Consider the following 12,219-nt stretch of genomic DNA (forward strand, 5'->3'; position numbering starts at 1 on the left):
CTCACGGCTGGCCACCAGCTCGAACACCGACCGGTCCCGCTCGCCCAGCAGGCGGCGGACACGGTGCCTCATGAGTTCATCCATGCCCACCGCCTACCCGCTGCCGGGAGCGGGATGGCGGGCCCTCCGTCACGTGGCGGACGTGCCCTGCCACCGGTCGGGCGCCGCCCGGCTGATGTCGGCAAGGGCGGATCCGGGGTCCCGCTCACGGGCGAGGTCCCCGAGGCTCACCATGCCGAGCGGCCTCCCGTCCTCCACGACCGGCAGGCGCCGCACCGCGTGCCTGCGCATCAGCTCGACCGCGGTCGTCACCGGATCCTCCGGGCGGACGGTCACCGGCGCCGGGGTGCAGACCGTATCGGCGCTCACCATCAACGGGTCCACACCGTCCGCGACGGCGCGCAAAGTGATGTCCCGGTCGGTGAGCACACCGATCAGCCTGCCGTCGTCGGCGACGAGCACGTCGCCGATGTTCTCGGCCCGCATCAGCTGCGCCGCCTCGACGAGTGAGGCGTCGGCGCCCACGGACGCGACAGCCGGGCTCATGACGTCCCTCACGTACTGTGCCATCGTTTTCGCTTTCTGTTGTCCACGATCTCCTGTCCGGGACCGGCGCCCGTTGGTGTGGAGTGCGTGACACGGTCCGCTGTCCCCGGCGGGACTGGTGCGCACGCCCTATGCGGGTGTGCCGCGGCCGAGCGCGGTGACCACCTCCTGGACGTTGTGGTACGTCTCGTCCGTGGGCAGCTCGCCCACGATCTCCACCAGCACATCCGGGGCGTGCCGCTCGTGCAGCGTGCGCAGCAGCTCCCTCCGCTTGGCGGGGAACGGTGTACGGGCGAGGTGACGGCCCAGCTCGTAGCGGAGGGCCTCCGCGCTTCTGCCCGGCCGGCGGACCGGCCCCGCGGCGACCTCGGGGTCGTCGTCGGCGCCGGGCTCCGGGTCGTGCCACTCCTCGGCCCGCGTGGGGTGTCCCGAGCGCAGCAGCCCCTGCAGTTCATGCTTCATCTCGTCGTCCCGGTGGACGTTGAGCCGGTTGCTTCCTCGCTCCATGTGGCTCCCTCCGTACTGATCCGGGCGGATCTGTGTCGGTTGCGCGGTCCGGGTACCCGTCGAACGGGCAGCAACACGGCTGCACTGCGTGTCCGGGCAGGCCGCGCAGATGAGGAAAGGGAGTGCCTCATGTCCGACCTCGGACGGCGGGGCGGCGGCGTCGACCCCTCCGCACTGGACGAACCACAGCTGCTCAAGGAGCTGGAGACGATTCACCGCACCCGTCACGAGACCCTGCTGTACGGGTCACCGGACGCTCTCGCGGCGCACAACACCCGGATGGCGGAGCTGGAGGGGGAGTATCTGCGGCGCCATCCGGAACGGCAGGTGGCGGCCGGCCGGACGAGGGAGGGGGCCCGGAGCCGGGCATGCGAGAACGGCACCCGGCACACGCAGGGAACCTCGTGAGGAGCGTGCCTGCCGGCGGACGTCCGGAGCGGGGCGCACGTTTGGAGCGGGGCGGCGCGGGGACCCGGACGCCGGCCGAGCGGTCGTGAGTGGGGAGCAGGGCTCCGGACGCGGGACTTCAGGGATCCCGGGCCCGGAGCCCTGCGCGTGTCGTCCCCGCGGCTCGTCGGCGGCAGGAAGCGGGCGTACGCGTTTGACCTCCGTGCGGACGGTCACTCGGTGCACAGGCCCCAGCGCTCCACCGGAGCGCGCCGCTCCAGGAAAGGACAGGGCCATGGCGGTGCTCGCCGTACTGATTCCGTTCGCGATGCTCGGTGTCGTCCTGGCACTGGGCCGATACGAGGAACTGATGCTGACCCCCTCGGCACCACGCAGCAACCCGGCCCGGCGGTTGGTCAGGGGCCACCCGGACAGGTCGCACAAGGGAGGCGGAGAAGAGTGACCGACACCTTGGAACGCACGAAACGTACTGAAGCACCGGCCCGTACGCGCGCCCCGGCCCGGCCGGGCGAACACCAGCCGGTGGGCGAACTGGTCAAGCAGGCCTCGGAGCAGCTGACCGATCTCGTACGCAGCGAACTGCGGCTCGCTCAGGCCGAGATGACACTGAAGGGCAAGCGCGCCGGACGCGGTGGCGGCCTCTACGGCGGCGCCGGGATCGTGGCGCTGCTCGGGATGCAGGCGCTGGTGGCCACCTGTATCGCCGCGATCGCGCTGGCCCTGCCGATCTGGGCCTCCGCTCTGATCATGACCGGCGTGCTCTTCCTCATCGCGGCGGTGCTCGCCCTGCTGGGGAGGAAGGAGACACGCAGTGCCTCGCCACTGATGCCCAGGGAGGCGATCAGCGGGGTCAAGGCGGATGTCGAAGAGATCAAAGAGAGGGCGCACCGATGACGAAGACCCCGGATGAGCTGCGCGGCCAAGTGGCCGAGGCACGTGAGCGGCTGGGCGCCACGGTGGAGGAGCTGGCGTCCAGGGCGGACGTGAAGGGAATGGCGCAGCACAAAGTCGCGGAGATGAGGGAGCAGGTGCAGCAGACCGCCTCCCATGCCGCCCATGCGGTCCACGACAGGACACCGGAACAGCTGCGCACGGCCGCCTCGAAGGCGGCGGAGACGGGACGGCGGCGGCCGGCTCCGGTCGTGGCGGGGACATGCGGCGTTCTACTGCTCGCCGTACTGCTCGCCCGCGGACGGCACGAGCAGGGCCGCGCCGGCCACAGGGCGAGGGCGGGCAGGAGGCGCTGAGCCGTGGGCAAGCTGCTCTACAAGCCGCTGGCCATGCTGTTCGGGATGCTCGGCGGCATGATCGCCGGTGCGCTTTTCAAGAAGGTATGGAAGGCGGTCGCGGGCGAGGAGCAGGCGCCGCGGCCCACCGACGAGGACAGCCGGTGGCGTGAGGTGGTCCCCGCCGCGGCTCTCCAGGGCGCGATCGCCGCCGGAGTCCGGGCCGTCGTCCAGCGCGGCGGCGCCACGGGCTACCGTCGCCTCACGGGCATCTGGCCCGGCTGACCCGGAAGCCGCCCCCGCGTGGGGACTCCCGCGCGGGGGCGATCTGACGGGACGGGCCGTGGGCGCTCCTGACCCGGCGCCCTGCCGATCCGGCAGGCACTCAGTCGGCGCACTCAGTCGGCGTCACCGCTGGGGGTGCCGCGCCCCGGACCGCCCGGCAGGAACTCCTGAATCTTCGCCTTGATGCCCTGCCGCGCCATCCCGGCCCGGTCCGGGTCGCCCTTGAGCATCGACTTCGCCGTGGCCTCCAGCTGCTCCCAGGTCGCATGCGGCGGAACCGGCGGCACCGACGGGTCGGTGAGGAACTCCACGACCGCGGGCCCGTCCGCCGCCAGCGCCTTGCGCCACGCGCCCTCCACGTCTTCCGGCCGCTCGACCCTGATGCCGGTCAGGCCCAGCGACTCCGCGAACGCCGCGGAGGACACATCGGGCAGCGACTGTGAGGGCAGGAACTGCGGTGCCCCGCTCATCGACCGCATCTCCCAGGTCACCTGGTTGAGGTCCTGGTTGCTCCACACGCCCACGACCAGCCGCGGATCCTCCCAGGCGGAGCGGTACTTGGCCGCCGTGACCAGCTCCGCCATGCCGTTCATCTGCATCGCTCCATCCCCCACCAGCGCCACCGCCGGCCGGTCGGGGTGGGCGAACTTCGCACCGATCGCATACGGCACTCCGCAGCCCATCGTGGCCAGCGTCCCCGACAGCGATCCGCGCATGCCGCCGCGGATACGGATGTGCCGGGCGTACCAGTTGGTCGCCGAACCCGAGTCCGCGGTGAGGATCGCGTCCTCGGGCAGCAGCGGATCGAGGGCGTGCGCGACGTACTCCGGATTGATGGGGTCGGCGGAGAGTTCCGCCCGCCGCCTCATCACATCGGTCCACCGTTCGACCGACATACAGATCTCGTCGTACCAGTCGCGCGCCTCGTTGCGGCGCAGCAGCGGCAGCAGGGCGCGCAGCGTCGCCCCGGCGTCGCCGACGAGGTTCACGTCGTACGGATAGCGGAGCCCGACCATATGGGGGTCGATGTCGATCTGCACCGCCCGTGCCTTCCCGAACTCCGGCAGGAACTGGCTGTAGGGGAAGCTGGAGCCGACGGTCAGCAGCGTGTCGCAGTCGCGCATCATCTCGTACGAGGGGCGGGTGCCGAGGAGCCCGATCGAGCCGGTGACATGGGGGAGTTCGTCCGGCAGCGCGTCCTTGCCGAGCAGCGCCTTGGCGATGCCCGCGCCCAGGAGGTCGGCGACCTCCACCACCTCCGCCCGCGCGCCCGCCGCGCCCCGGCCCACCAGCATGGCCACCTTGTCCCCGGCGTTGAGGATCCCGGCCGCCCGCTCCAGGGCGTCCTGGGAGGGTACGGACTCCCAGCCGCTGATACCCAGGCTGGAGGGGACCATCTTGAACTCATGGCCCGGCGGCTCGTAGTCGAGGTCCTGCACATCCGCCGGGATGATCACAGCGGTTGGGCAGCGGCGGCCGTACGCGGTGCGGATCGCCCGGTCGAGGACGTTGGGCAGCTGTTCCGGGACGGTCACCGTCTCCAGGAAGTCGGAGGCCACGTCCTTGAACACGCTGTGCAGATCGACCTCCTGCTGGTACGAGCCGCCCATCGCGGAGCGGTGGGTCTGCCCCACGATCGCCACGACCGGGACGTGGTCGAGCTTGGCGTCGTACAGCCCGTTCAGCAGATGGACGGCTCCGGGACCGGACGTCGCCGCGCACACCCCCACCCGCCCGCTGAACTTGGCGTACCCGACGGCCTCGAAGGCGGACATCTCCTCGTGCCGGGACTGCACGAACCGCGGCTCGTTCCCGGCCCGGCCCCATGCCGCGAGCAGCCCGTTGATCCCGTCTCCCGGATATCCGAAGACATGGTCGACACCCCATTCGCGCAGCCGCGCGAGGACGCGGTCGGCAACCTTCTCGGTCATCGTCGTGGAACTCCTCTCAGCACGCGGGCCGCCGCCTGGGACGGCGGCGGCCGAGTGCCTACGGGTTTCCCGCGGCCGCCGGGGGAAACGTCCGTTCTCCCCGGCCGGATGCGGCCCAGCCCGGCTCTGGCTACCGTGGGAGATGCCCGTTCGGCCTCGGTTTGGCCGGAGGCCGGCCGGGCAGGCGAAAGACGTGCTTCGGACCGAAGGCACGCCCGCGGGAGCAGCAGCTGCGTCTGTGTCCCTGGTGCGCCCTGGTCCACCCCGGCGCGTGTGCTCCTGTGGTGATCAAGTCCGCCGTCCTGGGAGCTGTCACCATCATGACGACCGCACACATGCAGGCCAAGCGCCCTTCAGCGAAGCATCCGCACGACGACGCCCCCGACACCAGCGCCGAATTCCAGGAGCTCGCCCATCTCCCCGACGGGCCCGAGAAGGAAGCCCTGTGCCAGGAGGTCGTCCGCGCCTGGATCCCCATGGCCGAACGGCTGGCACGGCAGTTCCGCAACCGCGGGGAATCGCTCGAGGACCTCGAGCAGGTGGCCGCTCTGGGCCTGGTGAAGGCCGTCAAGCGCTACGACCCCGAGCGCGGCACCGCGTTCGAGAGCTTCGCCGTCCCGACCGTCGTCGGCGAGGTCAAGCGCCACTTCCGGGACCACATGTGGGGGTTGCATGTCCCCCGCCGGGTCCAGGAGCTGCGCAACCGCGTCAGGACCGCCCACCGGGAGCTCTCCCACTCCCTCGACGGGCGCGGCCCCGGGGTCCGGGAGATCGCCGAGCACACCGGCCTCACCGAGCAGGAGGTCAAGCTCGGTATGGAGGCTCTCGACAGCTACACCCCGCTCTCCCTCGACGCCGAGCTGCCGGGCTCGGAGGACGGCTATGCCCTCGTCGACACCCTCGGTGACCAGGAGCCGGGCTACGACCGCATCGTCGACCGCGAGGCGCTCAAGCCGAAGCTCAGCCGGCTGCCGGAGCGGGAACGCCAGATCCTGTACATGCGCTTCTTCTGCGATATGACGCAGAGCCGGATCGCCGAGCAGCTGGGCATCTCGCAGATGCATGTGTCCCGGCTGATCAGCCGGACCTGCTCCTCGCTGTGCGACCAGGTGATGGCGGAAGCGAGCTGATCACCGAGTCCGTTCACGGCCGGCCCCGGTGCCGGCCGTGAACCGTGCGCGAGGGGCCGTCCGGGGTCGTCCTCCGCCGGCCCTTTGAGCCCTCAGTTCGCGAGGGGAGGGGCTTTCCGGCGGCCCGCGTGGTACAGGCCCATCGCGAGGTGGCGCGACATCCGGTCGACCACCCCGGCCTCGGCCATCTCGAAGGCCGTCCGCCCGCCCGTACGGAAGAGCGTCAGCGCCCCCAGCGCGGGCGCCGCCGGGCCGCAGGCGGGAGGGATGCAGAGCGGCACGCACACCAGCGAGGTCACCCGGGTCCGTACGAGCACCGAGTCCCCCGAGGCGTCACGGCCGAACGCGTACGGCTCGTCGGGGCGTACCCGCAGCGCCGAGACACTGTCGCGGACCGCATCCACGACCAGCGGGCAGTCGGCGGGGTCCTGAGCCTTGAGGGAGGCCGCCTGCTCCTTGTCGGCTCCCAGGACGATCACACGCCGCAACGGCCAGCCGCCGAACGGAGAGCCCTCCAGGCCGTCGGAGAGGTCCGCGATCACCCAGTCGGCGAAGCGCTCGTACAGCACGCGGGCCGCGCCCTCGAGGACGGCCTCCCGCCCTGCCGGTTCCACCCGCAGCAACTCGGTGGCCATGTCGTCCACCAGGTCCAGCAGCTCGGCGTTGCGGGACACCTCCGCCAGGTCGGGCCGGGGCTGCTGCGCCAGGCGGTACGGCGTGGCCGGGCGGGACGCCGTACCGCCCGTGGAGAGGGGAGCGGGCCGCCGCGCGCCGACCGCCCTGTCCTGGAAGACCGCGAGGACGGCCGGGCGCGGCTCGCCCGGAGGACGGAGCGCGGTGAGCGTCGCGCGCAGGGTGGCTCCGTCCTTCGGCCCATCGCCCTCGGCCGGGTGGAGCCGCACCTCCAGACTGCGGTCACCCTCACCCCGGGCCACCGCCGCGACCTGCGAACGGAACGCGGCCCGCGCGTCATGGGCGAGCAGGCCGGTGAGGGCACGACCGGTGGCGTGGCCCGACATCATCCCGAAGAGCTCCGTCGCGGCGACATTGAGCCGCCGTACGACGGTGGACCGGTCCAGCAGCGCGACCGGCAGCGGAAGCCGCTGGAACAGTCCGCGCAGCAGCCGCACCTCCGGCTCCTCGCGCCGCCCGCCGTTGCGCCGCGCCGCCGCGGCCAGCTCCTCGTACCGGGGCCACAGCACATCGGCGGCGTGCTGGAGTTCGAGCAGCGCCGCGTCGAAGGCGGCGATGCGTTCCTCCGGCGGCAGCGACCGCGCCGATCGCAACTCCTCCACGCGGCCGCGGAAATCCTGCAGCTCCGCTCCGAACTCGGGCGATGACTCGGCCATGCGCATACCGTAGCCGGTGCGCTCACGCTGGTCTGCACCACGCCTGGGCACCTGATGCGCGGGCGCACGGGCGCCGCCGGGGTGTGTCGTCCCGTTTGCCGCCCGGGAGCGATCTGCCAAGGTGGGGTGACCGGGCCACTGACCCGCCCGGCGCGCCGGATCGACCCTCTCGGAGGCACGGATGCAGCGGACCGCACCGGAAGGCCGCGGCCCGGCCTCGTTCGGGCCGCCCGCCCCCGCCCCCGGGCTGCCGGTTCTCCCGGAACTCGCCGAGCGGCTCTTCCGCAGCGCCACGGGCGCCGGGCCGGAGCCCGTGGGCGGCAGCCGGGACGTCCTGGAGGCGGCCTGCGGCTACTGGTCGCGGCGCGGCCTGTGGACCGACACCCACCATGTCGCAGCGGGCCCCGGTGCCCAGCCGCTGCTGCTGGCGCTGCTCGCCGCGACCGGCGGCGATGTGCTGCTCACCCGGCCCTGCGCCGCCTGGTACGCCCCGCAGGCCATCCTGACCGGCCGCCCCGCCTACCACGCACCCGCCCCCGCCGAGTGCGGAGGCGTCCCCGACCCCTTCGCGCTGCTGGAGACCGTAGGCCGGGTGCGGCGGGAGGGCGGCGACCCGAGGGTTCTGCTGCTGTCCGTCGCCGACGACCCCTGCGGCACCGTCCCGCCGCCCGAGCTGATGCACGAGGCCTGCGAGGCCGCCGCGGGCGAGGGCCTGCTGATCGTCAGCGACGAGACCTACCGCGACACCCTGCACGACCCCGACGGCACCGTGCTCTTCAGCCCTGCCGAGATGCAGCCGGAGAACGTCGTCGTCCTCACCGACCTCGGCGCGGCCCTCGTCCCCCCGGGCTGGCCCGCCGCCGTCGTGCGTTTCCCCGACACCTGGCGCGGCGGTGAGCTGCACGCCGAGACGCTCGACGCCATGGCCGGCCTGCGGGCCGTGCTCGCCGGACCCGTGGCCGCCGCCGTGGCCCTCGCCCTCACCGAACCCCCGCCCGTCGCCGCCCGTACGGCCGCTGCCGCCCGGCTGCACGGCACCCTCGCCAGGGCCGTGCACAGCATCGTCACCGAAGCCGGTGCCCTGTGCCGTCCACCCCAGGCCGGCAGTCATCTCTACGCCGACCTCGACCCGCTGCGCCCGGCCCTCGCCGCCCGCGGCATCACCGACTCCGTCGAACTGGAGGACCACCTCACCGGGCGTCTCGGCGAACCCGTGCCCGGCGGGCACCGCTTCGGCGACGGCCCCGACTCGCTCCGGGTACGGCTGTCCACCGGCCCGCTGCTGGGCGGCTCCGACCAGCAGCGGCTCCGGACCCTCACCGCGCCCGAACCGCTGGAACTGCCGCATGTCGCCGAGGCGTTGCAGCTGATCCGGTCGGCGTTCGAGGAGCTCGACAACGGCGTGCGCTCCGCCGGATGACCTGACCGCGCCGTCACCCGGGGGCTCGACCGCCGTCGGCGCGGCGGGAGGACAGCCGCCGCCGGACCGGCGGCACCGCACCGACGGCCAGCGTCACCGCCACCACCGCCACCACGCCCTGCCACGGCTCGCTGAAGAGGGAACCGCCCAGGATCCCGATCAGCTGGTACGCCGCGGCCCACGCCAGACAGGCCGGTACATCGCCCCGGACGAACCATCGCACCGGCATCCGCGCGAGCAGACACGCCACCATCACCGGAATCCGCCCCGCGGGCACCAGCCGGGAGAGCACCAGCACCATCACACCGTGCTCGTCCAGCTTGCGCTGCGCCGTCTCCAGCCGGTCGGGCGCGGCCCGTTCCCGCAGCCGCTCCAGCCGGCGCGAGCCGTTCCTCGCGTCCATCCCGTGCTGCCCGAGCCAGTAGAGGGCGATGTCGCCGAGGAACGCGGCGGACGCCGACACACCGAAGACCACCAGCAGCGAGAAGGGCGCCGTCTGGTGGAAGGCCACCACCGCCGCCGAGCTCACCAGCGCCCCGGTCGGCACCACGGGCACCAGCGACCCGAACGCGACCAGCAGGAACAACGACGGATAGCCCACGGCCTGCTGGGCGGACTCCGGCGGCACCGAGCCCAGCACGTCCCGCACCACATCGCGTATCACCGCGGGATCTCCGGTCGTACGCTCTCCCCGTGCCCCAGCCGGTGCACGGCCACCCCGGGCGCCAGCCGCGCCGCGTGGCGGGCGAACTCCTCGCCCGGCGCGTGGAATTCATGCGGCCGGATCGCGTCCATGCCGATGGGCCAGTACGTGCCGTAGTGCACCGGCACGGCGCTGTGCGGCGCCAGCCGGGCCAGCGCCTGCGCGGCCCGCGACGCGTTCAGATGGCCGGGACCGAGATACGGCCCCCAGCCGCCGACCGGCAGCAGCGCCACATCGCACCGCCCCACCTCGTCGGCCATCTCCTCGAACAGGCCGGTGTCGCCCGCGAAGTACGTACGCGCCTCGCCACGGACCACATAGCCGAGGGCGGGCGACCGGTGCCGGCCGTACGGCAGCCGCCGCCCGTCGTGTGCGGCTCGGACGGCTCGGACGGAGACCTCGCCCACGGTGACCTCGTCACCCGGCGCGACCTCGGTGACGCGCAGCCCGCCGCCGTGCGCCAGCCGCCGCAGACCCGGCACGGTCTCCTGTGCACCGCGCGGCACGAACAGCCGGGTGCCCGGCCGCAACCGCGCCAGAGAGGCCAGATGCAGATGATCGGCGTGCAGATGGGAGACGAGGGCGATGTCCGCGAGCGCGGCCTCGGGCGGGGGCAGCGCGCCCCGGCGCCGCCGCAGATGGGCCAGCCGCCGTACGAAGAGCGGGTCGGTGAGGACCCGGAGCCCGGAGTCCGCCACGGTGACGGTGGCATGCCCCCACCAGGTGATCTCCACCGGCACGCCCACCTCCCGCCGTTCGCGCTGCACGCACCGTCGAGCTTAGACGTGACCGGCCGGCCGGTCCGCCGATCACCCCGGCCACGGCGCGCACTCCGTGCCCGGGCAGGATCGTCCGGAGGGAGCCGCCGCGAACCCGGCGGCCCTCGACCGGATGCACCGACAGCGACAGGAGCCCTCACCCCATGTACGCCATGCAGTACGAGATCCCGCTCCCCGCCGACTACGAGATGAAGATCATTCGCCATCGGGTGGCCACCCGGGGCTCCGCCCTGGACGACCGGGCCGGGCTGGGCCTCAAGGCGTATCTCCTGCGCGAACGCGGCACCGACGGTTCACCGGTCAACCAGTACGCGCCCTTCTACCTCTGGCATTCCATCAGCGGAATGAACCACTTCCTGTGGGGAGGCGGCGGATTCCAGGGCATCGTCGCCGACTTCGGCCGACCGCCCGTCCACCACTGGACCGGCGCCGCCTTCGAACGCGGTCCCGCGCTGGAGGCGGCTCCCCGCGCCGCCACACGCCGTACGACCCGCGTCCCGGCGGGCACCGAGCCCGCGGACGCTGTCGAGCGGGCGCTCGCCGACGTCCGGGGCACTGCCGGGCTGCCGGGGGTTCACTCCTCGGCGCTGGCCGTCGATCCGCGCCACTGGGAGCTGGTCCAGTTCACCCTGTGGGAGCAGGCGCCCCCGGAGACCGAGCCGGGCGAACGTTATGAGGTCCTGCACCTCTCCGCCCCCCCACCTCGGCGACCTCCCGCGCGGCCGCCACTGGTGACGTCACGCGGCGGGGCGGGGCCGGCCGCCGTTGCCGCACCGGGGGGACGCCCGCCCGGTGCGACGCTCGCCGTTGGTGAGGCCTGCCGGTGGTGACGCCCGCCGGGCGTGACGCGTGCTGTGCCACGCTGGAGAGCGCGCCCGCACGCCCGGTGCGGGCGGCGGGCCGCACTAGGTGGGAGCGCCGTGGTCGCAGGCAGATGGCGGGCCGCCGGAGGCGCCGCGCTGAGGGTGCTGGTCGTCTGGGGAGCCGGGACCCTCACGATGCTCGTGCTCGCCGGAGCGCTCCCCGACTTCCGGCTGCAGTCCACCGACGGGGACAGCGCCACCCGGATCGCCGTCACGGCCGCCCTCGGTGCCGGGGCCTTCGGTCTGCTGAGCGCCCTGGTCTGGCCCGTGCTGGTACGGGCCCTGCTGCTCGTCCCCGCGTTCGTGCTCGGGCTGCTGGTTTTCTTCCTCAACGGCTCGGTGCTGCTGGTCGCGCTACGACTCGTGCCCGACCAGCGCGGTGCGCTCGAGCCCGAGACGGCGGTCGTGGTCGCGGCGGTCATGTCGGCCGTCGCCTCCGCGACCAGTACGGCTCTCGCGGTGCGCGACGACGGAGCGTACCGGCGCAGACTCTACCGTCTCGCCCACCGGCGCGGACGGCGCGGTGACCACGGCCTCGGCCGGTCCACGGCGCCCGGCACCGTGTTCCTCCAACTCGACGGCGTCGGGTACGACGTGCTGGCCGACGCGGTGCGCGAGCGCCCGGCCACCGGCGGCGGCCGGCCCGGCCCCCCGCTGATGGAGACCGTCGCGGAGTGGTGCGCCGCCGGCGGCAGCCACCGGCTCACCGCATGGCGCACCGACTGGTCCAGCCAGACCGGCGCCAGCCAGCTCGGCATCCTCCACGGCTCCAACCACGACGTCCCCGCGTTCCGCTGGTACGAGAAGGAGACCGGCGAGGTCATGGTGTGCAGCCGCCCCACCAGCGTCGCGGAACTGCAGCGCAGGGCGGTCGCCCGTACCGGCGACGGCGGACTGCTCGGGGCCGACGGGGCCAGCCGGGGCAATCTCTTCAGCGGCGGGGCGGAGCAACTGGCGCTCGTCCTCTCGGTGGCGGCCCGGCGCGGCAAGGACAACCGTTCCCGGGCGGGGTACTTCGCGTACTTCTCCGACCCCGCGAACGCGACGCGCACGGCCGTGTCGTACCTCGCCG

At 73.3% G+C, this 12,219-nt stretch carries 15 protein-coding genes; 9 read left to right on the top strand and 6 right to left on the bottom strand.

Annotated features, from left to right (window positions below):
• Positions 1 to 129: 129 nt before the first annotated feature.
• A complete protein-coding gene (locus ACTWQE_RS31970) occupies positions 130 to 570 on the bottom strand; it encodes a CBS domain-containing protein (RefSeq protein ID WP_443332586.1) in 441 nt (146 codons plus the stop codon).
• Between the two features lie 105 nt (positions 571 to 675).
• Positions 676 to 1,053: a DUF2795 domain-containing protein gene (locus ACTWQE_RS31975; protein WP_443332587.1), complete on the bottom strand. Its 378-nt coding sequence runs from the start codon at positions 1,051 to 1,053 to the stop codon at positions 676 to 678.
• 129 nt (positions 1,054 to 1,182) lie between these two features.
• Here ACTWQE_RS31975 and ACTWQE_RS31980 point away from each other — a divergent pair, with 129 nt between their 5' ends.
• The 5 genes from ACTWQE_RS31980 (at position 1,183) to ACTWQE_RS32000 (ending at position 2,972) form a co-directional block, all read left to right on the top strand.
• Entirely contained in the window at positions 1,183 to 1,461 is a 279-nt protein-coding gene (locus ACTWQE_RS31980) for a DUF6158 family protein (protein WP_443332588.1), read from the top strand.
• 274 nt (positions 1,462 to 1,735) lie between these two features.
• Positions 1,736 to 1,903: a hypothetical protein gene (locus ACTWQE_RS31985; protein WP_443332589.1), complete on the top strand. Its 168-nt coding sequence runs from the start codon at positions 1,736 to 1,738 to the stop codon at positions 1,901 to 1,903.
• Complete coding sequence (locus ACTWQE_RS31990; RefSeq protein WP_443332590.1) at positions 1,900 to 2,355, top strand: phage holin family protein; 456 nt, start codon at positions 1,900 to 1,902, stop codon at positions 2,353 to 2,355. Before ACTWQE_RS31985 ends, ACTWQE_RS31990 begins: the two co-directional genes overlap by 4 nt.
• Positions 2,352 to 2,708 carry a DUF3618 domain-containing protein gene (locus tag ACTWQE_RS31995; protein WP_443332591.1) on the top strand — a complete coding sequence of 119 codons (357 nt, stop codon included), beginning with the start codon at positions 2,352 to 2,354 and terminating at the stop codon, positions 2,706 to 2,708. The genes ACTWQE_RS31990 and ACTWQE_RS31995 overlap by 4 nt, the downstream gene beginning before the upstream one ends.
• A 3-nt stretch (positions 2,709 to 2,711) precedes the next feature.
• Positions 2,712 to 2,972: a DUF4235 domain-containing protein gene (locus ACTWQE_RS32000; RefSeq protein WP_443332592.1), complete on the top strand. Its 261-nt coding sequence runs from the start codon at positions 2,712 to 2,714 to the stop codon at positions 2,970 to 2,972.
• Positions 2,973 to 3,085: 113 nt separating this feature from the next.
• Here the strand turns inward: ACTWQE_RS32000 and ACTWQE_RS32005 are convergent, their stop codons facing one another.
• On the bottom strand, positions 3,086 to 4,903 hold the full coding sequence (locus tag ACTWQE_RS32005; protein WP_443332593.1) for a thiamine pyrophosphate-requiring protein: 1,818 nt from the start codon (positions 4,901 to 4,903) through the stop codon (positions 3,086 to 3,088).
• A 320-nt stretch (positions 4,904 to 5,223) separates the two neighbouring features.
• On the opposite strand from ACTWQE_RS32005, the gene ACTWQE_RS32010 reads away from it, so the two are divergent.
• Positions 5,224 to 6,033, top strand: coding sequence for an RNA polymerase sigma factor SigF (locus ACTWQE_RS32010; protein WP_443332594.1), 810 nt, complete (start codon positions 5,224 to 5,226; stop codon positions 6,031 to 6,033).
• 92 nt (positions 6,034 to 6,125) lie between these two features.
• Here ACTWQE_RS32010 and ACTWQE_RS32015 read toward each other — a convergent pair whose 3' ends face one another.
• On the bottom strand, positions 6,126 to 7,382 hold the full coding sequence (locus tag ACTWQE_RS32015) for a PAS domain-containing protein (RefSeq protein WP_443332595.1): 1,257 nt from the start codon (positions 7,380 to 7,382) through the stop codon (positions 6,126 to 6,128).
• Positions 7,383 to 7,563: 181 nt separating this feature from the next.
• Between ACTWQE_RS32015 and ACTWQE_RS32020 the strand changes: the two genes are divergently transcribed.
• Positions 7,564 to 8,802: an aminotransferase class I/II-fold pyridoxal phosphate-dependent enzyme gene (locus tag ACTWQE_RS32020; protein ID WP_443332596.1), complete on the top strand. Its 1,239-nt coding sequence runs from the start codon at positions 7,564 to 7,566 to the stop codon at positions 8,800 to 8,802.
• Between the two features lie 13 nt (positions 8,803 to 8,815).
• Here ACTWQE_RS32020 and ACTWQE_RS32025 read toward each other — a convergent pair whose 3' ends face one another.
• Positions 8,816 to 9,463 (bottom strand): DedA family protein, encoded by a 648-nt coding sequence (locus ACTWQE_RS32025; RefSeq protein ID WP_443332599.1) that lies wholly within the window; start codon positions 9,461 to 9,463, stop codon positions 8,816 to 8,818.
• A complete protein-coding gene (locus ACTWQE_RS32030; protein WP_443332600.1) occupies positions 9,463 to 10,245 on the bottom strand; it encodes an MBL fold metallo-hydrolase in 783 nt (260 codons plus the stop codon). Before ACTWQE_RS32030 ends, ACTWQE_RS32025 begins: the two co-directional genes overlap by 1 nt.
• A gap of 182 nt (positions 10,246 to 10,427) precedes the next feature.
• Between ACTWQE_RS32030 and ACTWQE_RS32035 the strand changes: the two genes are divergently transcribed.
• Both ACTWQE_RS32035 and ACTWQE_RS32040 read left to right on the top strand, forming a co-directional pair.
• Positions 10,428 to 11,114, top strand: a complete 687-nt coding sequence (locus tag ACTWQE_RS32035; RefSeq protein WP_443332597.1) for a DUF4865 family protein — start codon at positions 10,428 to 10,430, stop codon at positions 11,112 to 11,114.
• Between the two features lie 90 nt (positions 11,115 to 11,204).
• Positions 11,205 to 12,219: phage holin family protein (locus ACTWQE_RS32040; RefSeq protein ID WP_443332598.1), on the top strand; the 1,015-nt coding region annotated here is incomplete at its 3' end.

The organism is Streptomyces sp. 8N706 (genome assembly GCF_052245415.1).
In the GTDB taxonomy this organism is placed as follows: domain Bacteria; phylum Actinomycetota; class Actinomycetes; order Streptomycetales; family Streptomycetaceae; genus Streptomyces.

Bases quoted from the DNA above. Each gene is read 5' to 3' on its own strand.
- ACTWQE_RS31970 (WP_443332586.1), bottom strand. From the start codon at position 570: ATGGCACAGTACGTGAGGGACGTCATGAGCCCGGCTGTCGCGTCCGTG.
- ACTWQE_RS31975 (WP_443332587.1), bottom strand. From the start codon at position 1,053: ATGGAGCGAGGAAGCAACCGGCTCAACGTCCACCGGGACGACGAGATG.
- ACTWQE_RS31980 (WP_443332588.1), top strand. From the start codon at position 1,183: ATGTCCGACCTCGGACGGCGGGGCGGCGGCGTCGACCCCTCCGCACTG.
- ACTWQE_RS31985 (WP_443332589.1), top strand. From the start codon at position 1,736: ATGGCGGTGCTCGCCGTACTGATTCCGTTCGCGATGCTCGGTGTCGTC.
- ACTWQE_RS31995 (WP_443332591.1), top strand. From the start codon at position 2,352: ATGACGAAGACCCCGGATGAGCTGCGCGGCCAAGTGGCCGAGGCACGT.
- ACTWQE_RS32005 (WP_443332593.1), bottom strand. From the start codon at position 4,903: ATGACCGAGAAGGTTGCCGACCGCGTCCTCGCGCGGCTGCGCGAATGG.
- ACTWQE_RS32010 (WP_443332594.1), top strand. From the start codon at position 5,224: ATGACGACCGCACACATGCAGGCCAAGCGCCCTTCAGCGAAGCATCCG.
- ACTWQE_RS32015 (WP_443332595.1), bottom strand. From the start codon at position 7,382: ATGGCCGAGTCATCGCCCGAGTTCGGAGCGGAGCTGCAGGATTTCCGC.
- ACTWQE_RS32020 (WP_443332596.1), top strand. From the start codon at position 7,564: ATGCAGCGGACCGCACCGGAAGGCCGCGGCCCGGCCTCGTTCGGGCCG.
- ACTWQE_RS32035 (WP_443332597.1), top strand. From the start codon at position 10,428: ATGTACGCCATGCAGTACGAGATCCCGCTCCCCGCCGACTACGAGATG.